The sequence below is a fragment of the Oceanobacillus timonensis genome (assembly GCF_900166635.1).
GTDB classification, from domain to species: domain Bacteria; phylum Bacillota; class Bacilli; order Bacillales; family Amphibacillaceae; genus Oceanobacillus; species Oceanobacillus timonensis.
This window is the reverse complement of record NZ_LT800497.1, coordinates 2653245-2675773: the sequence shown is the minus strand read 5'-3', so window position 1 is coordinate 2675773 and position 22529 is coordinate 2653245. Positions and strand designations below refer to the sequence as shown.

Here is a 22529-nt window from a genome sequence, read left to right as displayed (position 1 = left end):
AACATGCGAATGTTCACTGAACTATCAGAAGTCAGCCGAAGCCGTAGTACCAGATAGTTCTAGAATATCTGGGAAGGGCTGAATCATTTAAGGAGAATTGCCACTTCGCGTACGCAATACTCGAAGAAGCAGAAACATGAAACCTTCCTAATGGAGGAAGCGGTGAATCCCGCGGGGGACATTAGAAGGGCTGAGAGACATTGCCACACAAGAAGAAAGGACAATTCACGCAGGAGTTAGATAACATGTTGGAACAAATTCTAGCACGAGAAAACCTAATGACAGCTCTGCATCGTGTAGAGCGCAATAAAGGAAGTCACGGAGTTGATGGAATGCCCGTACAAAACCTACGAGCGCATATCATGGAACACTGGGCTTCTATTCGGGAGCAACTAGAAACGGGTACCTACTACCCTCAACCAGTTCGCCGTTACGAAATCCATAAAGAAGGCGGCGGTATGAGGAAACTGGGTATTCCCACCGTGTTAGACCGTTTTATCCAACAAGCCATCGCACAAGTGCTCACCACGATATATGACCCGACCTTCTCGGAAAATAGCTATGGCTTCCGCCCAAAGCGTCGAGGTCATGACGCTGTAAGGAAAGCCAGGGCATATATGAAGGACGGATATCGCTGGGTGATTGATATGGATTTAGAGAAATTCTTCGATAAAGTAAACCACGACCGTTTGATGCGGACGCTAAGTCGGAGGGTCAAAGACCCGAAAGTCCTTCAGCTTATCCGCAGATTCCTGCAAGCAGGAATCATGGAAGACGGAGTGGTACATCCGAATACAGAAGGAGCGTCTCAGGGCGGACCGTTAAGTCCGCTTCTCTCAAACATTGTCCTGGATGAACTGGACAAAGAGTTAGAGAAAAGAGGACTCCATTTCGTGCGCTATGCGGATGATTTTCATATTTATGTCCGTTCGAAAAGAGCAGGACACCGAATAATGGAAAGTATCACCAACTTTATAGAGAAGAAGATGAAATTGGAAGTCAATAAAGAGAAAAGTGCGGTAGACCGCCCATGGAAACGTAAATTCCTTGGATTCTCATTCACCTTTCATAAGGAAAATCCCAAGATACGGATTGCGAAAGAAAGTATCAAACGTTTCAAGCGACGAATCCGAGAATTAACGTCTCGAAAGAAATCAATGAATATGGGGGACAGAATAGAGAAACTGAATCAATATCTCGCAGGCTGGCTGGGATACTACCAGTTAGCAGAAACACCTACGATATTCAAGGAACTCGACGGATGGATTCGAAGACGTCTACGAATGATACGTTGGAAAGAGTGGAAGAAAGTGAAAACGAAACACAAGAATCTCGTGAAACAAGGAATCAAGAAAGGAAAAGCGTGGGAATGGGCAAACACAAGAAAGAGCTATTGGCGAACCGCCAATAGCCCTATCTTGCATAGAGCGCTTGGTGACCAATACTGGTCAGAACAAGGTTTGAAGAGTCTAACTAATAGCTATCTAACGAAGCGTTGGACATAAATGAAACCGCCGTATACGGAACCGTACGTATGGTGGTGTGAGAGGTCGGAGGTTAGTCACCTCCTCCTACTCGATTTTCCTTTTGAAAAAGAAATATTTTTCACGAAATAAGCACATACTAAGCCTTCTTTCTGTGCGAACATCCTCAAATATTAAATCTTTGTAAATTTTTCTTCATACATGTTTACTTTATTGCAGGAATCATCAATAATGAATGAGGCGCAAAATTCTACAAAAGATTACACTACAAAAGGTTACATAAGAGGTAGAAGGGATGAAGTTTTCGTGGATATCGATGTTCAACAGTTAATTATTGAATTTCTCGGAGGAATCGGTATATTCCTGATAGGGATTAAATTCATGGGAGACGGTTTGCAGAAATCGGCCGGTGATCGCTTGCGGGATATTTTAGACCGGTTTACAAGCAATCCTTTTTTAGGAGTTCTTGCTGGAATTCTTGTTACGGTGCTAATTCAAAGCAGCTCCGGAACGACAGTGTTAACTGTCGGACTTGTAAATGCCGGTTTTATGACATTAAGACAAGCGATTGGTGTCATTATGGGAGCAAATATCGGAACCACTGTAACGGCTTTTATTATCGGGATAGATATTGGCCAATATTCGTTACTTATATTAGCAATCGGGGCATTTACCATCTTTTTCTTTAAAAAGCAAAAGATTGTCGCCGTTGGACAAGCTCTGTTTGGATTTGGCTCTTTATTCTTTGGACTGGAATTAATGAGCAGTGGCATGACGCCGCTTCGTTCCTTACAAGCATTCCAGGATTTGACGGTTTCTATGAGTGAAACACCGGTTCTTGGTGTTGTCATCGGAACGGTCTTTACCGTAATCGTGCAAAGTTCTACAGCAACAATCGGTATCCTGCAAGGGTTATTTGCGCAGGGAGCTATTGAATTAGACGCAGCTATTCCCGTGTTGTTTGGTGATAATATCGGAACAACGATTACATCTGTTATCGCCAGTATCGGCGTATCTGTAGCTGCCAAACGCGCTGCTTACACACATGTCATCTTTAACTTAATCGGGGCATTTATTTTTATTTTATTACTTCTACCATTCACCAGCTTTATTGGTTATTTACAATCAATCCTAGGTTTGAACGAGGAGATGACCATTGCGTTTGCGCACGGAAGTTATAATATAGCGAATACGATTATTCAATTTCCGTTCATTGGTGCTTTGGCATGGATTGTGACAAAGCTTGTGCCAGGTGATGATGTTATTATCGAATATAAGCCGAAGCATTTGGATTCTATTTTTCTGCAACAGTCTTCTTCGTTGGCACTGGGGCAGGCAAAATTAGAAGTAGTCCGTATGGGAAAATATGCGTATCAGGGGCTGGAAGAAACACATAATTATGTCACCACACAAAATCCGAAAAATTCAGAGCTGGCCATACAAATTGAAGGGGCACTGAACAATCTGGATCGTAAAATCACGGACTATTTAGTGGATATTGCTTCTACAAACCTGACGGAGATTGAAAGTGCAGAGCATACGGCCTTAATGAGCACCATACGTGATATTGAACGGATTGGTGATCATTTTGAGAATGTCTTAGAATTAGTCGATTATAAAATGTCCAATAAAGTATCTTTAACCGATCAAGCAATTGAAGATTTGAATAAAATGTTTGATTTAACGTACATGACTGTAAAACAGGCTGTGGAATCGTTAGAGATGAGTGACAGAGAAGCTGCTTTGGAAGTGATTCAAAAGGAAGACCAAATTGACAAAATGGAACGCAAATTCCGTAAAAGTCATATCATTCGTATGAATGAAGGCATTTGTAATGGAACAGCAGGTATTGTATTCGTTGATATATTAAGTAACTTAGAACGGATCGGGGATCATGCTGTAAACATTGCCCAGAATGTTTTGGGAGAACATTAATACCCTGGGGCTCTGTCTGATTCAAATACACAGACAGAGCCCTTTCTTTTCTTTTTATGGAGGTATATATGGTGGTGCCCGGCTTTTTGTGACGGAGAATCTGGCCTGGAATGAAAATTTGTTATATAAAATGCCGGATGTGAATAAATTTTTAAAAGTTTTTGTTGAAATATGTTACATTACGTGCTATTATAATTCTTGCAGTCAACTTCCGATAAACATTTTTGCAACTCCGCAAAAAAAGTTGTTGACATAACTTGAAGAACATGATAAATTATATTTTGTTGTTATTTAAATTGTATCTTTATTCCACAGTAGCTCAGTGGTAGAGCTATCGGCTGTTAACCGATCGGTCGTAGGTTCGAATCCTACCTGTGGAGCCATGGCGGTGTAGCTCAGCTGGCGAGAGCGTACGGTTCATACCCGTGAGGTCGGGGGTTCGATCCCCTCCGCCGCTACCAAAAATATACATATATGATTTGCTATTCCATGGCGGTCGTGGCGAAGTGGTTAACGCACCGGATTGTGGCTCCGGCATTCGTGGGTTCGATCCCCACCGGTCGCCCCATAAAAATAGTAAAAGGACCCTTAGCTCAGTTGGTCAGAGCTATCGGCTCATAACCGATCGGTCGCAGGTTCGAGTCCTGCAGGGTCCACCATTAGTTTACCTGGAGGTATACCCAAGTCTGGCTGAAGGGGTCGGTCTTGAAAACCGAGAGGCGGGTTAAACCGCGCGGGGGTTCGAATCCCTCTACCTCCTCCATACATATTTACGAAAAGAAAACGTCATAATTGCGGCTTGGTAGCTCAGTCGGTAGAGCAGAGGACTGAAAATCCTTGTGTCGGCGGTTCGATTCCGTCCCGAGCCATCTTAAAACAAGCGTATGCTTGTTTTTTTAGTATGTCTTTTTATCAGAATGTGAAGATATAACGTTATGGACGGTATTTAAGAAAATTAAATGAAACTTCCCGAAGGTTCATTAAGGCAAAAAAGTTGCCTTTAATCAATTAGAAAAAAAGAAGCTTCCTGAATGCCACTTTTATAAGGAAATATCCACGTCTATCAATGCAAAATATTTGCAAGAAATCGCTCCCTTTGATAACGTAATAATTGTAGACTTAAAAACATCATTTATTTAGAGGAGGAGTTACACATGGCAAAATTTGAATTACCAGAACTACCTTATGCATATGATGCATTGGAACCAACTATCGATAAGGAAACAATGAACATTCACCATACGAAGCATCACAACACCTACGTTACAAAATTAAATGATGCACTAGAAGGACATGAAGATCTGCAGAATAAAACAGTGGAAGAGCTAGTAAGAGACTTGAATGAAGTTCCTGAAAGCATCCGCACAGCAGTACGTAATAATGGCGGCGGACATGCTAACCACAGCTTTTTCTGGAAGACACTATCACCTAATGGCGGTGGAGAACCATCCGGTAAATTAGCTGATGAAATTAACAGCAAATTCGGTTCTTTCGATAAATTTAAAGATGAGTTTGCTACAGCTGCAGCAGGACGTTTCGGTTCAGGCTGGGCATGGCTCGTATTAAACAATGGAGAGCTTGAAATTACAAGCACACCAAACCAGGATTCTCCATTAACAGAAGGCAAAACACCATTACTAGGATTAGATGTATGGGAGCATGCATACTATCTTAAATATCAAAATAGACGCCCGGAATATATTTCAGCATTCTGGAATGTAGTAAACTGGGATCAAGTAGCAAACAATTACGACGCTGCTAAATAAGATGTTTTCCAAAAAAGCTTGCAGAAACATGAAGTTATCTGCAAGCTTTTTTGTATAGATACGGTTCCTTCGCTAAAAATAAAAGGAGAAGGAGTCGTTTTTTATGCAATTACATCAGAAATATAGAAGATACCATCGGCAAAAAGATGAATATAGAGATTTATGGATGCTTCTGCTTATCGGAGCTTTGTATGCAGCAGGCATCTTTTTATCCAATACATTTGTTAATGTGTACCTATGGAAGCAATCAGAGGACTTTTTTGTGATTGCGAATTATCACTTGGCAAGTTACGTATTCCAAGCGCTTTCCTTTATTTATGCTGGAAAATTATCTAAAAAAATCGATCGTATGATCATACTGCGGATTGGCATTCTCTTTTTATGCCTCTTTTTCTTATTTGTTCTGTGGATTGGTGAATTGGCAGCATATTATAATTTTATCCTCGGCTGTTTATTGGGAATCGGTTACGGCTTTTTCTGGTTAGCATATTATGTGCTTACTTTTGAAATAACAGAACCGGATACCAGAGATTGGTTCAATGGCATTTCCGGCACCCTTACATCGTTTGCTGGAATGATTGGTCCTTTGCTTGCCGGATGGATGATTTCAAAAATGACGGATGATGTTGGTTATACGGCTATTTTTATCATCTCGCTTAGCTTATTTATTGCCGCTATTATCGCAAGCTTTTTTATTATACGAAAGGGCAGCAGAGGGAGCTTTGCTTTAGCTGCTGTTATTGAGGAAAGAAAGAAAAATAAAAATTGGAAACGTATTTTACATGCTCATTTTTTTCAAGGGCTCCGAGAAGGGATTTATGGATTTTACATTACGATTTGGATATTCCTTGTAACGAACAGTGAGCTGGTTCTAGGGGTTTTTAATTTATTTCTTTCCGGGTTGTCCATTATTTTTTATTTTGTCGCATTAAAATGGATTAAACCGGCATTGCGAAAAAAGGCTATTTTATTTGGCGGTATTCTGTTATTCGCTTCTATATTTATTATTATTTTTGAAATGAGTTTATTCTGGTTAATTGTCTATGCAGTCATTATTGGCCTTGCATTTCCTATTTTGACTGTACCATATCAATCCCTTACCTATGATGTTATCGGCAAAGCACGGATGGTGAGCGAGAGAAGAGTGGAATATATTGTTGTGCGTGAAATTTATTTGAATCTGGGTCGAATCGCTTCGGTTGCAGCGTTTATTTTTGGGATGTTCCTTTTCCCGGACGACATGATAATACCTGCATTACTCATTATATTCGGTGCAGGACATGCCTTTATTTATTTTTGTGTCCGCAATATTTTTATCGGACCGGTAAAAAATCAAAAAATCGCATTAAAAGAAGATTTTACAGACGAAAAAAGTCGTTAATTGTGGTAAAATCAAACAGTGGTCTTCGCTACACTTGAATGATGGTGTTCATCATCATTCAAGTGTTTAAAAAGATGCATATAAATGATTTATTGCTTATACTTTTAGAAGAACCGTATAATGAAATATGATGGTAGTTCAAAATAGATGCGAAGGAGGAGAAAAGTGGTAGATAAGAAAAAAAAGAAAAAACGGGCCCAGCTTCCTGTTCGTATGAATATTCTTTTCTTTGCCATCTTCTTATTATTTTCTGCACTAATACTCCAGTTAGGTGTTGTGCAAATTTTAAACGGGGAAACATACCAGGATGAAATCGAGCGAACGAACTTAGATACGACCAGTGTCCCTGTGCCCAGGGGAAAGATTTATGATACAAATGGGGAACTGATTGTTGATAATGAAGCGATGTATTCCATTACATACACGCCTCCTAAGGGTGTTCAGGCGGATGATCGTCTGGATGTAGCGGAAACGCTGGCACAATACATCGATATGAGCGATGAGCAGTATATTGACCGAATAACAGATAGAGATAAACGGGAGTACTACTTATTACTTCATCAAGAGGAAATAGAAGAGCGATTAGAAGAAGTCGATACAGAAGAGATGGATAATTCAGAGGTGTACACTGCTACACTGGAATTGATTACAGATGATGAGATTGCTGATTTTTCCGATGATGAATTAGAAGTTATTGCTATTAAAAAAGAACTGGATAAAGCATATGCATTAACACCGCAAGTCGTTAAAAATGAAGATGTTTCTGCAGAAGAATATGCGGCTGTAGCAGAAAATCTGGATAAACTGCCTGGGATCAATGCCACAACAGACTGGAATCGGGTTTATCCGAATGGAGATACATTGACAAGTATTTTAGGCAGTATCACCAGCCAGGAGGAAGGAATTCCAGCGGAAGACATGAGCGCTTATCTGACAAAAGGATACAGCAGAAATGACCGTGTCGGCACAAGCGGAATTGAAGAGCAATATGAAGACTTCTTGAGAGGGCGTAAAGAACAGATTCAATATACAACACGCCCCAATGGATCGATTGTCGATTCAGATACGATTGTAGAAGGAGAGCGGGGGAAAGATTTAGTTTTAACAACAGATTTGGGCCTCCAACAGGAAGTTGATGAGATTTTATTAGATGAATTCCAATCTATGAAGGCGAATAGCCCTCATGCGAATCGATTTGCTACAAATGCGTTTGCAGTGGTTATGAACCCGAAAACCGGGGAACTGCTATCAATGTCCGGCGTGAACTATGATAGAGAAGAGGACGAATACAGTGATGCTGCATTTATGGCACTGTCGAGTGCGTTTGAACCTGGTTCCAGTATTAAAGGAGCAACCATTCTGACAGGATATGACTCTGGTGCTATTTCGCCGGGGGATACGTTCTATGACGCTCCGTTACGATTGGCAGGAGGAGGAATAAAAAAATCTACTCATAATATGGGAACGGTGGATGATTTATCAGCCCTGGAAAGATCCTCCAACGTGTACATGTTCTACGTTGCCTTACGTCTGGGCGGCGATTATCGTCACCCGCTACCGGATCATGCCGGCTTAGACATTGATAGGGCTAAAACGATACAGACCTTGCAAAATTATTTCAATCAATTTGGTTTAGGTGCGTCCACTGGTGTTGATTATCCGTATGAAAGCACCGGAGTAAGAGGGGGAGTGCCGGATAACCCTGGTAATATTCTTGACTTTGCGATTGGCCAGTATGATACGTATACAACCTTACAATTGGCACAGTATGTTTCAACGATTGCCAATGATGGGTATCGTGTCCAGCCACATTTCTTAAAAGAAGCACATGATCCGATTGCTTCGTTAGATGAATTGGGGCCGTTGTATTATTCTAAAAATACAAACGTGATGAACCGGATTGAAATGACAAATGATCAAATCAGCCGTGTCCAGGAAGGATTCCGTCGGGTTTATCAGGGTTCACAAGGAACTGCAAGCAGTTACTTTCAAAATAAGTCCTATAATCCAGCTGGTAAAACTGGAACAGCGCAAACAGCCTGGTATGAAAACGGGGAAGAGGTCGAAAAACTCAATAATCTGACACTGGTCGGTTATGCACCATATGATGATCCGGAAGTTGCTTTTGCGGTTGTTGTGCCGTATACAGGAATCAGTGAAGGAAATGGCATCAACTTTAAAGTTGGTGAGCGTATTCTAGATACGTATTTTGACATCAAAGAAGATCATGATGAAGAAGCAGAAGATGGTTCTTCCGAGGACGATTCTTCCGAAGATAGTGAAGAAGAATAACAAAAAACTTCCACCTATTATTTTTAAGGTGGAAGTTTTTTTATGTTTTGTATAAAAAAAGCGCATGTGTTAAAAAGATACTTTCCTGCTATATAAAAATGAGCTGCTCCATTTGGAACAGCTCATTTTTAATCATCGGAATACGTTGTAATCACATCGCCAATTTCACTGAAAGACATATCGCTGTCAATTTCATAAGTTCCTGGTATGACACTACCGCTTAGATCATTATCTTCCAAGTATTCATTAAAATCCCATGCGTCATCAATAATTCCTTCATCTTCTAAAGCATTACTGATGGAGGAAGGCGGTGCGCCGTCTTCAAGTGTGATTTCTGCTTCAATGACATCAGAATCTTCTTCTGAGGATTCGTCATCTTCATTTCCTTCTGAGTTGTTATCGTCATTGTCTTCATTTTCATTGCTATCTTCATCATTACGGTTGCCTTCATTGTCACTATTTTCATCGTTACTATCATCATCTGTGTTTTCACTATCAGCAGAATCATTGTTTGTATCTTGTTCATCACTGGTTTCTTCATCTGCATCAGCCTCTTCAGCATCTTCTTTGTCAACGCTATATGCAATATATTCGTCTTGGGTCAATACAGCATATCCTTGATCTTCCAAAACCGAAATCAACTCTTCCGGTTCCGTATCTTCCAGATTACCAGAAGATGAATTACCAAATAGATAGATAGCGAGAAGTAAGGCACCACTGGTTAGCAAACCGATAGCAAACGCTCTTACATGTTGTTTCATGATAATACTCCTCTAATCATTATTTTTAGGTTGAGACGATGCATCGTCATCAGATATATTTTGAGGTAATAATTCTTCTTCTAAAACAGATACTTTTTTCTTCAGCTGATATGTATCTTGCATTGTTGTAATGGATAATTGTTCAAGCTGGCTTTCCACTTCTTCAAGTCGATCATTAATAAAAAACGATAGAATAAATAGAACAATTCCAATGACAATCACTGCCAAAATGGCATATAACATTTTTAATTCCCTCCCTTTAGATACATCCTCTTTACGTATCATTTATAGTTATACCATAAAATAAAGCGAGTGACTATGCTAAAAGCATGAGAAATCAGGATAGAAAGTTGCTCCAGACTCTATCAGCCAAGTCATAAAATTTTTATCATGTTTTTCAAATAAACATCCTTGATAAATCAAAGAATGTTTGATAATATAATAAAAGTCTGTACAGTTATGTAAAAAGGCAAGTTGAAAAGTTTGGAGGGATAGATATGCGCGTAAATATAACGTTAGCTTGCACGGAAACAGGAGATCGTAACTATATTTCTACAAAAAACAAACGTAATAATCCGGAACGTATTGAGCTTATGAAATACTCACCACGTCTTAAAAAACATACCCTACACCGTGAAACGAAATAAGTGAACTTAAAAAACCCTTATCTGATATTATTGGATAAGGGTTTTTTAGTAAACGAGGTGAAGTGAAGATGTCAGAAAAAAAGAAAATGCGTCATAATATGTTGGAATATTTAAGCAGTTTTTCGGAGCATGAACGGAAAAAGATAGAAGAAAAACTGCGGCAGCGATTATTTTCAAGCTCATTGTTTCAACAAGCAAAAACGATAGGAATCACCATTTCAACCGATACAGAATGGAATACATTTCACATCATTGAAAAAGCTTTGGAAGAAGGTAAAACAATCGCTTCTCCGAAATGCAAAGTAGAAACCAAAGAAATGCAATATTACACATGGAGCAAAGCAGATCAAATACAAAATGGTTATGCAGGAATAAAGGAACCCATTCCAGATAAAACCATACCGATTTCGTTTCAGGATATTGATTTGCTGATTGTTCCCGGAATTATTTTTGACAAAGAAGGATACCGGATTGGTTATGGCGGCGGATATTATGACAGAATGCTGATGGAGTATCAGGGGATAACGATTTCTCTTTGCAGTGAAAAACAAATCGTGGAGAAAATTCCAAGAGAAATACATGATTTGCCTGTAGCACAGATATTCACAGAAGAGCGTGAGTTCCTAACCGGAAAATAGAAGAAATATGCATAAGATCCTTTCCTCTGTTGACAATAAATGATGCAGATGCAAAAAGCTACGATGGATTGTCGAGGGAGGCTAAAGATGATGCGTATGATTTTTATATTTGCTATGATGCTATCCGCAGTTTTGATTTTGCTAAAATGGAGATATAAAATAATCAACAGCATGTTAAATTGGGAAAAAGGAAGAAAATATCTCGTTCCGATGATTGGAAATATCATTTTACGGAAGAAAGAAAAAGAAGCGGTTTAGCCTGCAGTTTCACGTTCTGTCTGTCATTCATTGTTTCCTCTTTGCTCCTTATTCAGTGGGGATGGAACGCCCCCACTGAATAAGGTTTTACTTTATACGAAGTTGAATCCGCTTTTCAACCCATAGTTGCGCCTGATTATTAAAGTTTGGTATGCTTCAAAGAGGGGAGGATGATTTATGGAGATACATTTGCAATACAGGGCGTATCGGCTAGTGAAAAAATTAAAAGAACAAGGGTTTCGGGTTATTACCGCTGACGATCAAACAGATGAAGTTTGGATGCTGCGGAAGACAGACCGGAAATCTGCGATTGTTCGAGTGAAACCGCAGACGTTTGATTGGTCCAATCAATTGCGGCAAGATGCAGAGGCTACCTATCAGCAAATGCAGCGGATAAGGCAAGCCATTGTGAGTCCGAACGCATCCTTTTATTCCATTTACATAGCAGAAGAGCAACCGGTCGATGATTGGGAAGATATCAAACATCCCCGTGGAGAGGGTACAAAGAAAACGCCCAAGATGCACATATATTATTTTGCTGAAGAAAATGAAGCAGAAGAGAGAAATCAGTTAAATCAGGATTTGCATCTTTCTTTGTCTTCAGATAATGAAAGGGAATTATCAGATGCGGTAAAAGAAGCTGCAGCGAATCATATGAAAATCATATTGTTTCAAGAAATTCAGGAAGAACAAAACCAACGAAAGAAAATATTTTCAGTTTCTAAACCGCTGTTTACATATATATTAATTGCTTTCAATGTACTCATTTTTCTTTTTCAAAATACTAGCGGAAATATCGAAAACACACAACATTTAATTGATATGGGTGCAAACTATAATCTTTTTATCCTGGAAGGGGAATGGTGGAGATTTTTCACCTCGATGTTTTTACATCTCGGCTTTTTTCATTTGATTATGAACATGCTTGCTTTATTTTATCTGGGAACAGCAATTGAGAGGATATTTGGCAGAGCCCGGTTTCTGATTATTTATTTTCTTGGCGGTTTACTAGGATCTATTGCAAGTTTTGCTTTTTCTATCAATATATCAGCTGGAGCTTCCGGCGCTATATTTGCTTTATTTGGAGCACTTCTATTATTTGGCCTTATCTATAAGCAAATATTCTTCCAGACAATGGGGATGAATATTATCCTTATTTTGGGGATAAACCTGGTGCTTGGATTCAGTGTTCCGGAAATAGATATGGGGGCACATCTTGGCGGTTTAGCAGGAGGGTTTTTAACGGCTGGTGCAGTTTATGTTCCAGATAAGCGGAACCCAACGAAACAGCTATTTGCATGGACTGGTTTTGTCATTCTCTGTGTTGGATTATTGATTTATGGCTGGTCTTTCAATGCGTCATCCCCGGAGATGAAGTTAATGGAAGCAGAAACTGAATTAGAGGAAGAGAATTTTAGTGAGGTTATTTCCATTACAACGGAAGCCTTAACGGAAACGGATGACGAGACGTTAATTCCGTATTTCCTATTTCACCGTTCTTATGCATATATTCAAGAAATCGAATTCGACAAAGCTGTTGAGGACTTGGAAGACGCGATTCAATATGATGAAAAGGTGCCGGAAATGTATAATAACCTGGCCATTCTGTATGCAGAGCAGGGCGCAAATGAAGCAGAAATCGAAGCCATTATTGATGAAGGGTTAGAACAATTCCCGGATAATGAACAATTAAATGATTTAAAAAATGAAGTACCATCTTATTAAATAGAGAACCAGGCTGGAAAATGAATCAACCAGCCTGGTTTTTTGTCTAAAAAATAATAGGGCGAGGTTTTCCTTTACGAATACGTATTTACATGTATAGTTTTGACCGGACGATATAAACTATCTACATCCTATGATGTTAAGGTGATAAAAATGGCCCATGAGATGAAAAAAGTAGTGCCGGAACTCGAAACCAATGTTTCTTATTTGAAATCCTATTTAGGAGTGGATAAAAGCTTTGACCTTATTTATTTAGATTTGAACTATGCCGGTAAAGATATGGCGATGTTTATGGTTGACGGTTTTGTAAAAGATGATGTAATGACCTTTATTATGCAATCGCTCCAAAGGCTTCAGCCGAATGAGTTAGATACGGATACATTACGAAAGTTGATGAGAAGGGATATTCCCTTTATTGAAGTAGAAGAAATGAAAGAGATGGATAAATTAGTTGATTTCATCCTTTCCGGAGCTACCGTCTTATTTGTAGATGAATTGGATAAGGCAATTATTATTGATGCAAGGGAATATCCGGCACGATCTCCGGAAGAACCCGATTTGGAGAGAGTTGTTAGAGGGCCGCGGGATGGTTTTGTAGAAACCCTTGTATTTAACACAGCTTTAACCAGACGGCGAGTCAGAGACCGGTCACTGAGAATGGAGTTTACCCAGGTAGGAAGACGTTCGAAAACAGATGTCGTGATTAGTTACATAGAGGACATAGCTGACTCGAAGCAGGTAGAAAAATTGAAAAAAATGCTTGATGGGATAGATACAGACGGGCTTCCAATGGCTGAAAAGACGATTGAAGAATTTTTTAGTGACCGTTATTGGAACCCATACCCGGCGGTACGCTATACAGAACGTCCGGATACTGCTGCCTCCCATCTGTTAGAGGGACATATCATCCTTATAATTGACGGAACGCCTAGTGTGATGATTACGCAGACAACGTATTGGCAGCATTTGCAGCATGCAGAAGAATATCGGCAAAAACCGACTGTTGGTGCCTATTTACGGCTGGTGCGATTTCTGGCCATCTTTCTTTCGCTTGTACTTTTGCCGCTTTATTATTTATTCTCCGTTCAGCCAGAGCTGCTTCCGGAAGCATACGCTTTTATAGGTCCGGAAGAATTTGGGGTTATTCCATTACTGGTACAATTTTTAATTGTCGAACTAGGGCTGGATGTTTTAAGAATGGCTTCCATTCATACACCATCTTCACTTGGAACGGCACTCGGTTTAGTAGCTGCCATTATGATTGGTGATGTTTCAGTAGAAGTCGGCTGGTTTTCCAATGAGGTCGTTTTATATATTGCCACTGCAGCGATCGGTTCTTACGCAACACCAAGCTATGAATTAGGAATGGCTAATCGTCTTGTCCGTTTATTTCTACTATTTTCGACAGCCGTATTTGGTATAAGCGGCTATGTAATTGGCGTAACAGTCTGGTTATTGTTTCTGATAAAAATGAAAACATTGGACACTCCTTATTTCTGGCCGTTAGTTCCATTTTCATGGAAGAATATGCGTGATACATTCATTCGTTTTCCATACCCCGAAAGACATATCCGCCCACCAATATTAAGACCGAGAGATCCAGACCGTTAATTTGGTTTGGGTCTTATTCTTATTTCCCATTTGCATGACGTTTTGGTATAATATTTTTGGTGATAGCATGAAAAATATACATGATATACGAAAGTTGCTGATGAAATTCGGCACATTGATTTATACTAAGGATCGTTTAGGCGATTTAGAATTAATGATGATGGAAATAAATGAACTATATGAATGGAAATTAATTAATGGACAACAATTTCAGCAAGCCGTATTGCTTTTAAAAAAAGAAATGAGAGAATACGAGAAAGGAAACGGTGTCAATGAATGAATTATTAGCAGGTGCAGATATTGGTGGAACCACAGTGAAAATTGGCTTTATTACGAAAGATGGAACGATTCAGGATAAATGGGAAATCCCCACTGATTTAACGAATAATGGCGAGAATATCATTTCAGATATTTGGTCCAGCATGGCGTCTAAATTGCAAACACCACCGTTTAACAATGCTTCTATAAAAGGCATTGGTGTCGGAGCACCCGGTTTTGTTGATGCGCATACAGGTGTCATTGCAGAAGCCGTTAACATTGGTTGGAAAGACGTTCGTTTAGCTGAAGAACTTGGAAAGCTTGCAAATGTTCCTGTTTATGTTGAAAATGATGCGAACATTGCAGTTTTAGGAGAAAATTGGGTTGGTGCAGGAAATCAATCCAGAAATTTAATAGCTATTACATTAGGTACAGGTGTTGGCGGCGGAATCATCGCTAATGGTACGATTTTAAACGGCGCCAATGGTATGGCGGGTGAGATTGGTCATATTGAAGTGCTGGAAAACGGTCATTTATGTAATTGTGGTAAAAGGGGCTGTTTAGAAACGATAGCATCGGCGACCGGTATTGTTAGACAAGGAATGGAAAAAGTCCAGGCAAATCCCGATTCGCTCTTAGCGAAAGTATTTCAAGCAGAGGGAAGCATTACCACCCGTCATATTTTTGATTTGGCGAAACAGGGAGATCCCGCTTCTAAGGAAATTATAGACTATACAACAGATGTTTTAGGGAAAGCACTATCGAACATGTCAATGATTATCAATCCTTCCAATATTTTGATAGGCGGCGGCGTATCAAATGCAGGAGATTATTTGATACAAGCTGTAACCCAAGCATTCAGAAAGCACGCTTTACCAAGGATAAGCGAGGTTTGCACCATTAAAGTTTGCCAGCTTGGGAATGACGCGGGTATCATTGGTGGGGCTTATCTAGTGTATGAAAATAATAATTAACTGATTTTCAGACTTGATTTTTTCAGATTATCTACTAAAATAGTAATTTATGAACGGGTAATAAAATAAAATGATTTAATGTGAAACCTTTCTCTTGCCAAATCGTATGAAAAGGATGTAAAATTCTCTAGTTGTAGGTTTACATTAGCTAATAAAATGGGAAGTAATATGTTAAAGAACAAATTCGTATTCCTGTTTTTATCAATTAGGAGAGGATATAAATGAAACAATTAAAAAAGCCAAAGATACCGCTCTATGTGATTGCGGCACTATTACTTGGTCTGAAAACGTATATTGTCTACCGGTTTGTATTTAATATTGAACTTGATAACTCCATGCAGGAATTAATTTTGTTTATTAATCCGTTTGTGTCAGCATTCTTAATTCTGGCATTAGGAGTATGGTTTAAAAAATCTTCCAGACAAATGAAGTACATTCGGTATGCGATGTTGGCAATGTCCTTACTTGTTTGGGCAAATCTGGTATTCTACCGGCAGTTCACAGACTTTATCACCATCCCGCAACTATTTATGGGAAGCAATATGACAGATTTAGGATCCAGTATCTTAACTCTAATTAAACCATGGGATCTGTTCATTTTTGCAGATGTTGCGATCGTCTGGTATTTAAGTAAGAAATTTGAAGGAAACTTATCCGTGCTGTATCCAAGAAGCGGTAAAGTCGGCGTACTGGCATTTTCATTAGTTTTACTTGCAGGTAACTTTTTCCTTGCAGAAATGGAAAGACCACAGCTGTTCACCCGTGGTTTTGACCGCGAATATTTAGTAAAAAATATTGGATTGCTGAACTATCATGTATATGATGTCGTTGTTCATTCTAAAAATGAATCACAACGTGTGTTTGCAGACGGTAATGAAATTCCTGAAATTCAGGATTATATAAAAGAAAATGTGGATCATGAGAGCAGTGAAGAAATGAATGGTATTGCGAAGGATAAAAATATCATTTTCATTAACGCTGAATCCTTGCAGCATTTTGCGATGGACAGTGAAGTGAATGGAGAAGAAGTGACACCATTCCTTAATGATCTGGCGCATGATGAGGATACGTATTACTTTGACAACTTTTATGAACAAACGGGTCAGGGGAATACATCTGATTCCGAATTTTTAGTAGAAAATTCCATGTACCCATTATCTCGCGGTGCAGTATTCTTTACACATGGAGGAAATGAGTATCATTCATTCCCGGAAATGATTAAAGATGAGGGCTATACGTCATCTGTACTGCATGCGAATAATAAAAGTTTCTGGAATCGGGAACAAATGTATAACAGCCTGAATATCGATGAGTTCAAAGGGGAAGAATCTTATGATGTAACTCCGGAAAACTCTGTAGGATGGGGTATGAAGGATAAACCATTCTTTGAACAATCTATTCCGCTTTTAGAAGAGCAAGAAGAACCGTTCTATACAAAAATGATTACACTGACCAACCACTTTCCATTTGAATTGGATGAGGAAGATGCTACTATTGATAAGTTTGATTCCAACTCCAATACGTTAAACAGTTATATTCCAACTGTACGTTACATGGATGAGTCTATTGAAGAATTCTTTGATGAATTGAAAGAATCCGGTCTGTATGAAGACTCTGTCATTGTGATTATGGGTGACCATATTGGAATCAGTGCAAACCACAATAAAGCAATGGCCCAATTCTTGGATAAGGATGAGATTACACCTTATGACCAGGTTCAGTTACAACGTGTCCCATTATTTATTCATATCCCGGGAGACGGTAATGGTAAAGAAATTGATAAAATCAGTGGCCAAATTGATTTGAAACCGACCATGTTGAACATGCTGGGTATTGAATCTGATGATGATATTTACTTCGGAAATGACTTATTCAGTGATGATAGAAAAGATTATATCGCATTACGAAATGGCGATTTTATCACTGATGATTATGTAAGTACTGCTGGTGCTTGTTATGACCGTGAAACAGGAGAGCCAATGGATGATGTCGTCGAGGAAGAGGCTAATTCAGAGGAAGAAGCAAGTGAAGAATCGGAAAACGTACAAAATACTTGTGAATCTGTTCAAGAACAAGTAGATACCGAACTTTCTTATTCTGACTCTCTTATTTACGGAGACTTATTCCGATTTGTTGATTTTGGCGATGAGGAAGAATAAACGTAAACGATGCAGGCGAATATGCCTGCATCGTTTTTTTACGAAGAATAACGAGAAACAGTCGATTTAGTTTCGGCTGTTTTTTCTTTTGTGATACCAAGACTGAATCGAAAAAGGAATAACACCTAACCATTTGTTGCTGTATAACTGGTTAGTCGATTGCTTCTTTTGTTGTTTGCGTTCTTTTTTTTCTTCGGAAGATAAGTTCATGTATTTGATTGTTTCTTCTGTCAAAAATCGAATATAATCATTGCTTTTCATCTTTTATTCAACGCTCCTTTGAAAGAAAGTTGCTCCGTATCTTCTGTATTCGTAATGGCAGGAGTAAATGCTGTTCGAAGTTGTTTTATATATAGTTTAAACCACGGAGAAAAAATATATTCTTTTTTCTAGAAAAAAGAAGGATAATCCGAAAAAACGTCGAACTTATAGATTATGTCAGAAATATTTATTAGAGGAGGTGAGTAAATGAATCACGTCACAAAGTTATCTGACGACCTCTTTCAGGCAGCAGCACAACAGCAAGCATCCGATATCCACTTCTACCCTTATGAGCAGGAAACTGAAATTTACTTTCGTATCCACGGTAAACGTACTTTTATCCGTACTATCCTGACAAAACAATATCAGCTGCTAAGAACATATTTTAAATTCAGTGCCAACATGGATATTGGTGAAAGCAGAAAGCCTCAGGCAGGAATTATGATCTGGCACTTTGGAAAAAAAGATTATGCACTTCGTATTTCTACACTTCCCCATCACCAGCAAGAGACGATTGCTATTCGAATTCTTCCTCAAAATGAGACGTTACCGCTGGATTATTTATTTCTTTTTCCCAATCAAATACAGCAAATGCGAAGATGGATGAACCATGAAGCCGGACTTATCCTGGTAACCGGGGCAACCGGAAGCGGGAAATCATCCACGCTATATTCTCTGTTAGAAATGAAAATGAAGGAAAGACCTTGCCAAATTATCTCCTTAGAAGACCCCATCGAGAGAAAAATAAAACAAATTTTACAAGTACAAATTAATGAGAAAGCGGGTATTTCCTATCAAACGGGTTTAAAAGCAGCTTTACGTCATGATCCGGATATTCTGATGGTTGGAGAAATCAGAGATAAAGAAACCGCTCATTTTGCTGTAGAAGCAGCTTTGACAGGTCATCTTGTGTTGAGTACACTACATGCGAAAAATGCTGTCGGAACGATTTTCCGCTTAAAAGAAATGGGGATTAAGAAAGCGGATCTTCACCAGATTCTTATTGGAGTAGGGGCACTGCGATTAATTCCGATTACCAGAAAGAATAAAAGGCAGCGGAGTGCTATCGGAGAACTAATCGACGGTGTTCCTCTGACAGAAGCGATTGAAGGTACATTGCAAAACTTGCCGGAAAAACAGCAATTTAAAAATTTACAAAGGAAGGCATTTGCTTATGGCTTTAGCGAAACGATTTCTCCGTAATAATCAAAAGATATCAATTGCTGTACAACTGCAATTTTTACATGTTCTGCAGCGTATGCTTGCAAGAGGTCTTACCCTTATCCATTCTTTAGATACCATGAAATACTACGGGGAGTTGGAACACATCTCCAGCCAGATTTTGAGAAGTCTGGAAGCAGGAGAACATTTGGATGAAGCTTTAGATAAAGCAGGTTTTCATCACTCGGTGGTCTCTTATCTTTTTGTTGTACGGGAAAAATCCAATATACACGAACGGATTGAACATTGCTATCAATTATTTCAGCAGCGTGTTCAATATATTCGTAAATTCCAGCAAACGGTCCGTTACCCGCTTATATTATTGCTGATTTTCAGTGTATTGTTGTTTTTTATTTACTCGTATGTCATCCCTTCCTTCCAGCAGCTTTTGTTTGGAGAACTCCCTGTCCTGCTTCAGGTCGTTATTCTTCTTTCCTCATGGTTCGGATATGTTATCCTTGTTCTGCTTTTTTTCTTCACCATAGGTACACTCATTTGGCTTTTTGTGAGAAAAAATATTTCTTTAGAAACGAAAATGAAATGGTATAAAAGAATCCCTCTATACCGTTCTTACCTCAGGAAACAAACATCCTTTCATTTTGCTGCTTTGTACAGTTCTCTTCTACAAACAGGCATGCCCATGAAAGAAATTTTGAATTATATGTCCAAGCAGACAAAGCTTCCAATCATTTCTTATTACGCAAAACAAATGCAATTAGAATATTTTAAAGGGCGGTCAATCCACGGTCTATTAACCACAATGGCATTTTTAGAAAGTCACTTGACAGATATTTTATCTTCTAATATGGATGCGAAAAGCTTAGCAAAAGATTTAGCTATCTTTGCCGATGTTTCTATCGATACGATGTATCAGCGGCTTCAAAAAAGAATTGTCTATATTCAGCCTGTTTTTTTCTCCATCATTGGAGCGTTTATCATATTTATCTATATCAGTTTAATGTCGCCGATGTTTGAATTAATGAATACGTTGTAAAGGAGTTTGTAATATGTTGAAAAATCAGAAGGGTTTCACATTGATAGAGATGCTTATCGTCTTAATGGTCATCTCTGTCATCATGATTTTAATTATACCGAATCTGGGCAAGAAAACAGGGGATGTGCATTCAAAAGGCTGTGAAGCGTTGATTTCTGTCGTCCAAGCACAAACAGATGCTTATCATATTGATACGGGCAATTTACCTTCCAGCATAAACCAGCTCGTAAGCGCGGATTATATTACCGAAGATCAAACAACATGCTCCGATGGTAATAGCCTTTCTATTTCTAACGGTGTGGTAAATGCCTCGAACTGAACAAGGGTTTACGTTAATCGAAACATTATTTGCATTATCCATATTAGCTGTGATGTTGTTACTCGTTCCTAAACTGCAGGTGGAACAAACAGACAAACTGGAGCTTAAGCAATTCCTTGATACGTTAGAAATGGATGTACTCTATTTGCAAAATACAGCGAGCACCCAGGAGATTAATATGCCCTATGTTCTAAAATTCCATCCAGATAACTATCGTATTACGCTTAATCGCTCTACTGTTATAACACGAGAATATCCATCCCAATTCTCTTTGGAGAGTTCTTATCCAAAAGATGTGGCATTTTATGTGCGCGGGATTATAAAAAATCCACAAACCATTTGGGTAAGCTTAGCAGGGGAGCCGTATCAGATTGTATTTCCACTGGGGAAAGGCAGATTTTATGTTGAAAAACGATAAAGGATTTACCTTATTTGAAACCCTGATTGCATCGCTGCTTCTATTTACCATGCTTACCATGCTTTTTCCTCTTCTCTCCCTCCTTGCAAAAGAACAGTATGATTCAGTCGAAAGAGTCCAAATAACAAGTAAACTGCATGATGATTTGCAAGGGGTGTTTATTGGAATAACGTCTTACCCAAGCAACTATACTGTAACTCCTTACCGGACTTCTGCAGAATTTTCTTTCAAACTGGAAGGGGAGTATTTGAAAGGATGTGCAGAATGGACTAATGCCAAACAAAAAACAGAAACAAAATGTCTCTATGCCATATTGGAATAATCAAAAAGGGTTTACTCTCATTTCGATGCTGGTTGCTTTGACGGTTCTGACATTAACGCTGCCTTTTGTGCATTATGCTCTGTCTACACTTTCATTAAAACAAACATATACAGAAGCCTTATCTATGCAACAATTTTTCATCCATTTACACGATGATATCATTGCCTCTACTTCCATCCATGTTGCTGATAACCAATTGCATATCCGGTTTCTTGATCGAAATGATAATACAGAGAAAACAGCAACGTTCAGCCAATATAACCATTCCATACGAAGGCAGGTAAACAGACAAGGACATGAAATATATCTACATGACGTATCTGATGTTGCCTTTGAAGAACAGACAAATGCTATATTCTTAACGATTACCAAAGAGTCAGGTGAAGTATATGAAAAAACAATTTATAACGCTCCATAATCAACAAGGTTTTCTGTTATTGCATGTTGTCTGGGTCATTCTTATCGTTTTTCTGTCCATTCATTTTTTGCTTTCCCAGTATCAGACTGCAAAAGAAATCGTTCATAACCAGTTGGATCATATTGAGATAGAAACACTCTCTCAAATGGCTTATCAGAAGGCGCGTAAAGAACTAAGTGAAGATGACATTTCTCCATCATATCAAACGGATTATGTTTTTCCGCAAGGCGAGGTTTCCATATCATTTCGGGAAGAATTGGGCGAAAAGGTCTATATACTCTTGTTTATTAAACAGAAAGGCAGCGATCATGTTTACCAGTTAAACAAACCATTTTTCTAATATTCATTTTGAGAATCTTTTTCGCAGTGGAGCTGGCTGGGACTGGGACTGCGCTTACTCGTCCCACCGAAGAGCTTTTGCGATTACCAATGTTGTCAGGTTAATGAATTTTATAAAAAATATAGTAGCTACAAGTAGATAGCAATAAAGCTAACTAGCGGAGGAAAAATACGGAGACTCCTGGAGCGACCGAGCATAGGTCGTGATATATAGCGGGTGGGATTCCCGTCGAGAAAGAACTAGCCATTCACTCGTAGCGAGTCTTGGAGGGCTTGTGGTAACACAAGCTTTTAAGCGTAGACAGTGAGGTAATGGGCGGAAAACCAAGAGCGGTTGAAGGGATAGAG

Annotated in this window: 23 protein-coding genes and 6 tRNA genes; 26 read left to right on the top strand and 3 right to left on the bottom strand. The window is 39.0% G+C overall.

Annotated elements, in window-relative coordinates:
- Nucleotides 1-245: 245 nt before the first annotated feature.
- The 11 genes from ltrA to B7E05_RS13045 all read left to right on the top strand — a co-directional run bounded on the left by ltrA (nt 246) and on the right by B7E05_RS13045 (nt 8858).
- On the top strand, nt 246-1505 hold the full coding sequence (gene ltrA, locus B7E05_RS13095) for a group II intron reverse transcriptase/maturase (RefSeq protein ID WP_080874617.1): 1260 nt from the start codon (nt 246-248) through the stop codon (nt 1503-1505).
- 285 nt (nt 1506-1790) lie between these two features.
- Nucleotides 1791-3419: a Na/Pi cotransporter family protein gene (locus B7E05_RS13090; protein WP_080876305.1), complete on the top strand. Its 1629-nt coding sequence runs from the start codon at nt 1791-1793 to the stop codon at nt 3417-3419.
- Between the two features lie 308 nt (nt 3420-3727).
- Nucleotides 3728-3802, top strand: a tRNA-Asn gene (locus tag B7E05_RS13085).
- A gap of 1 nt (nt 3803) precedes the next feature.
- Nucleotides 3804-3880: transfer RNA gene (locus B7E05_RS13080), tRNA-Met, on the top strand.
- Nucleotides 3881-3911: 31 nt separating this feature from the next.
- A tRNA-His gene (locus B7E05_RS13075) sits at nt 3912-3987 on the top strand.
- Nucleotides 3988-4001: 14 nt separating this feature from the next.
- Nucleotides 4002-4078: transfer RNA gene (locus B7E05_RS13070), tRNA-Ile, on the top strand.
- Between the two features lie 11 nt (nt 4079-4089).
- Nucleotides 4090-4182 (top strand) — tRNA-Ser (locus tag B7E05_RS13065).
- A gap of 33 nt (nt 4183-4215) precedes the next feature.
- A tRNA-Phe gene (locus B7E05_RS13060) sits at nt 4216-4288 on the top strand.
- Nucleotides 4289-4573: 285 nt separating this feature from the next.
- On the top strand, nt 4574-5185 hold the full coding sequence (sodA, locus tag B7E05_RS13055) for a superoxide dismutase SodA (RefSeq protein ID WP_080874616.1): 612 nt from the start codon (nt 4574-4576) through the stop codon (nt 5183-5185).
- 103 nt (nt 5186-5288) lie between these two features.
- On the top strand, nt 5289-6566 hold the full coding sequence (locus tag B7E05_RS13050) for an MFS transporter (protein WP_080874615.1): 1278 nt from the start codon (nt 5289-5291) through the stop codon (nt 6564-6566).
- A 165-nt stretch (nt 6567-6731) separates the two neighbouring features.
- The gene (locus B7E05_RS13045) at nt 6732-8858 is read left to right on the top strand and encodes a peptidoglycan D,D-transpeptidase FtsI family protein (protein ID WP_342744998.1); all 2127 of its coding nucleotides are present in this window, start codon (nt 6732-6734) and stop codon (nt 8856-8858) included.
- Nucleotides 8859-8986: 128 nt separating this feature from the next.
- On the opposite strand, the gene B7E05_RS22450 is transcribed toward B7E05_RS13045, so the two are convergent.
- Both B7E05_RS22450 and B7E05_RS13035 read right to left on the bottom strand, forming a co-directional pair.
- Nucleotides 8987-9619 carry a hypothetical protein gene (locus B7E05_RS22450; RefSeq protein ID WP_080874613.1) on the bottom strand — a complete coding sequence of 211 codons (633 nt, stop codon included), beginning with the start codon at nt 9617-9619 and terminating at the stop codon, nt 8987-8989.
- A gap of 12 nt (nt 9620-9631) precedes the next feature.
- Nucleotides 9632-9862, bottom strand: a complete 231-nt coding sequence (locus tag B7E05_RS13035) for a hypothetical protein (protein WP_080874612.1) — start codon at nt 9860-9862, stop codon at nt 9632-9634.
- Nucleotides 9863-10116: 254 nt separating this feature from the next.
- Here B7E05_RS13035 and rpmG point away from each other — a divergent pair, with 254 nt between their 5' ends.
- The 8 genes from rpmG (at nt 10117) to B7E05_RS13000 (ending at nt 17889) form a co-directional block, all read left to right on the top strand.
- On the top strand, nt 10117-10266 hold the full coding sequence (gene rpmG, locus B7E05_RS13030) for a 50S ribosomal protein L33 (RefSeq protein WP_040985278.1): 150 nt from the start codon (nt 10117-10119) through the stop codon (nt 10264-10266).
- A 68-nt stretch (nt 10267-10334) separates the two neighbouring features.
- A complete protein-coding gene (locus B7E05_RS13025; RefSeq protein ID WP_080874611.1) occupies nt 10335-10904 on the top strand; it encodes a 5-formyltetrahydrofolate cyclo-ligase in 570 nt (189 codons plus the stop codon).
- Nucleotides 10905-10991: 87 nt separating this feature from the next.
- Nucleotides 10992-11162 (top strand): hypothetical protein, encoded by a 171-nt coding sequence (locus B7E05_RS22180; RefSeq protein ID WP_179134539.1) that lies wholly within the window; start codon nt 10992-10994, stop codon nt 11160-11162.
- Between the two features lie 177 nt (nt 11163-11339).
- Nucleotides 11340-12887 carry a rhomboid family intramembrane serine protease gene (locus tag B7E05_RS13020; RefSeq protein WP_080874610.1) on the top strand — a complete coding sequence of 516 codons (1548 nt, stop codon included), beginning with the start codon at nt 11340-11342 and terminating at the stop codon, nt 12885-12887.
- Nucleotides 12888-13052: 165 nt separating this feature from the next.
- Complete coding sequence (locus tag B7E05_RS13015; protein ID WP_245833090.1) at nt 13053-14498, top strand: spore germination protein; 1446 nt, start codon at nt 13053-13055, stop codon at nt 14496-14498.
- A gap of 67 nt (nt 14499-14565) precedes the next feature.
- The gene (locus tag B7E05_RS13010; protein ID WP_080874608.1) at nt 14566-14778 is read left to right on the top strand and encodes a YqgQ family protein; all 213 of its coding nucleotides are present in this window, start codon (nt 14566-14568) and stop codon (nt 14776-14778) included.
- Nucleotides 14771-15730, top strand: a complete 960-nt coding sequence (locus B7E05_RS13005) for an ROK family glucokinase (RefSeq protein WP_080874607.1) — start codon at nt 14771-14773, stop codon at nt 15728-15730. The genes B7E05_RS13010 and B7E05_RS13005 overlap by 8 nt, the downstream gene beginning before the upstream one ends.
- Nucleotides 15731-15951: 221 nt before the next feature.
- Entirely contained in the window at nt 15952-17889 is a 1938-nt protein-coding gene (locus B7E05_RS13000) for an LTA synthase family protein (RefSeq protein WP_080874606.1), read from the top strand.
- Nucleotides 17890-17955: 66 nt separating this feature from the next.
- Here the strand turns inward: B7E05_RS13000 and B7E05_RS12995 are convergent, their stop codons facing one another.
- A complete protein-coding gene (locus tag B7E05_RS12995; RefSeq protein WP_080874605.1) occupies nt 17956-18150 on the bottom strand; it encodes a YqzE family protein in 195 nt (64 codons plus the stop codon).
- Between the two features lie 207 nt (nt 18151-18357).
- Between B7E05_RS12995 and comGA the strand changes: the two genes are divergently transcribed.
- From comGA to B7E05_RS12960, 7 genes are read left to right on the top strand one after another with little or no spacing between them, the layout of a single operon-like run.
- Nucleotides 18358-19353: a competence type IV pilus ATPase ComGA gene (comGA, locus tag B7E05_RS12990; protein ID WP_080874604.1), complete on the top strand. Its 996-nt coding sequence runs from the start codon at nt 18358-18360 to the stop codon at nt 19351-19353.
- Nucleotides 19325-20365, top strand: coding sequence for a type II secretion system F family protein (locus tag B7E05_RS12985; protein ID WP_080874603.1), 1041 nt, complete (start codon nt 19325-19327; stop codon nt 20363-20365). Before comGA ends, B7E05_RS12985 begins: the two co-directional genes overlap by 29 nt.
- Nucleotides 20366-20378: 13 nt before the next feature.
- Nucleotides 20379-20684 (top strand): competence type IV pilus major pilin ComGC, encoded by a 306-nt coding sequence (comGC, locus tag B7E05_RS12980; RefSeq protein ID WP_080874602.1) that lies wholly within the window; start codon nt 20379-20381, stop codon nt 20682-20684.
- Nucleotides 20671-21102, top strand: a complete 432-nt coding sequence (comGD, locus tag B7E05_RS12975) for a competence type IV pilus minor pilin ComGD (RefSeq protein WP_080874601.1) — start codon at nt 20671-20673, stop codon at nt 21100-21102. Before comGC ends, comGD begins: the two co-directional genes overlap by 14 nt.
- Nucleotides 21089-21424 carry a prepilin-type N-terminal cleavage/methylation domain-containing protein gene (locus B7E05_RS12970; protein ID WP_143833235.1) on the top strand — a complete coding sequence of 112 codons (336 nt, stop codon included), beginning with the start codon at nt 21089-21091 and terminating at the stop codon, nt 21422-21424. Before comGD ends, B7E05_RS12970 begins: the two co-directional genes overlap by 14 nt.
- Nucleotides 21375-21842, top strand: a complete 468-nt coding sequence (gene comGF / locus B7E05_RS12965) for a competence type IV pilus minor pilin ComGF (protein ID WP_080874599.1) — start codon at nt 21375-21377, stop codon at nt 21840-21842. The genes B7E05_RS12970 and comGF overlap by 50 nt, the downstream gene beginning before the upstream one ends.
- Entirely contained in the window at nt 21814-22182 is a 369-nt protein-coding gene (locus B7E05_RS12960; RefSeq protein ID WP_080874598.1) for a hypothetical protein, read from the top strand. Before comGF ends, B7E05_RS12960 begins: the two co-directional genes overlap by 29 nt.
- The last annotated feature ends 347 nt before the right edge of the window (nt 22183-22529 follow it).

What these genes read in the sequence shown, in the direction of transcription:
- B7E05_RS13015 (WP_245833090.1), top strand. Translation starts at nt 13,053, where the DNA reads ATGAAAAAAGTAGTGCCGGAACTCGAAACCAATGTTTCTTATTTGAAA.
- B7E05_RS22450 (WP_080874613.1), bottom strand. Translation starts at nt 9,619, where the DNA reads ATGAAACAACATGTAAGAGCGTTTGCTATCGGTTTGCTAACCAGTGGT.
- B7E05_RS13005 (WP_080874607.1), top strand. Translation starts at nt 14,771, where the DNA reads ATGAATGAATTATTAGCAGGTGCAGATATTGGTGGAACCACAGTGAAA.
- comGA (WP_080874604.1), top strand. Translation starts at nt 18,358, where the DNA reads ATGAATCACGTCACAAAGTTATCTGACGACCTCTTTCAGGCAGCAGCA.
- B7E05_RS13050 (WP_080874615.1), top strand. Translation starts at nt 5,289, where the DNA reads ATGCAATTACATCAGAAATATAGAAGATACCATCGGCAAAAAGATGAA.
- sodA (WP_080874616.1), top strand. Translation starts at nt 4,574, where the DNA reads ATGGCAAAATTTGAATTACCAGAACTACCTTATGCATATGATGCATTG.
- B7E05_RS13035 (WP_080874612.1), bottom strand. Translation starts at nt 9,862, where the DNA reads ATGTTATATGCCATTTTGGCAGTGATTGTCATTGGAATTGTTCTATTT.
- B7E05_RS12985 (WP_080874603.1), top strand. Translation starts at nt 19,325, where the DNA reads ATGGCTTTAGCGAAACGATTTCTCCGTAATAATCAAAAGATATCAATT.
- B7E05_RS22180 (WP_179134539.1), top strand. Translation starts at nt 10,992, where the DNA reads ATGATGCGTATGATTTTTATATTTGCTATGATGCTATCCGCAGTTTTG.
- B7E05_RS12960 (WP_080874598.1), top strand. Translation starts at nt 21,814, where the DNA reads ATGAAAAAACAATTTATAACGCTCCATAATCAACAAGGTTTTCTGTTA.
- comGC (WP_080874602.1), top strand. Translation starts at nt 20,379, where the DNA reads ATGTTGAAAAATCAGAAGGGTTTCACATTGATAGAGATGCTTATCGTC.
- comGF (WP_080874599.1), top strand. Translation starts at nt 21,375, where the DNA reads ATGCCAAACAAAAAACAGAAACAAAATGTCTCTATGCCATATTGGAAT.
- ltrA (WP_080874617.1), top strand. Translation starts at nt 246, where the DNA reads ATGTTGGAACAAATTCTAGCACGAGAAAACCTAATGACAGCTCTGCAT.
- B7E05_RS13020 (WP_080874610.1), top strand. Translation starts at nt 11,340, where the DNA reads ATGGAGATACATTTGCAATACAGGGCGTATCGGCTAGTGAAAAAATTA.
- B7E05_RS12995 (WP_080874605.1), bottom strand. Translation starts at nt 18,150, where the DNA reads ATGAAAAGCAATGATTATATTCGATTTTTGACAGAAGAAACAATCAAA.
- B7E05_RS13010 (WP_080874608.1), top strand. Translation starts at nt 14,566, where the DNA reads ATGAAAAATATACATGATATACGAAAGTTGCTGATGAAATTCGGCACA.
- B7E05_RS13025 (WP_080874611.1), top strand. Translation starts at nt 10,335, where the DNA reads ATGTCAGAAAAAAAGAAAATGCGTCATAATATGTTGGAATATTTAAGC.
- rpmG (WP_040985278.1), top strand. Translation starts at nt 10,117, where the DNA reads ATGCGCGTAAATATAACGTTAGCTTGCACGGAAACAGGAGATCGTAAC.
- comGD (WP_080874601.1), top strand. Translation starts at nt 20,671, where the DNA reads ATGCCTCGAACTGAACAAGGGTTTACGTTAATCGAAACATTATTTGCA.
- B7E05_RS13000 (WP_080874606.1), top strand. Translation starts at nt 15,952, where the DNA reads ATGAAACAATTAAAAAAGCCAAAGATACCGCTCTATGTGATTGCGGCA.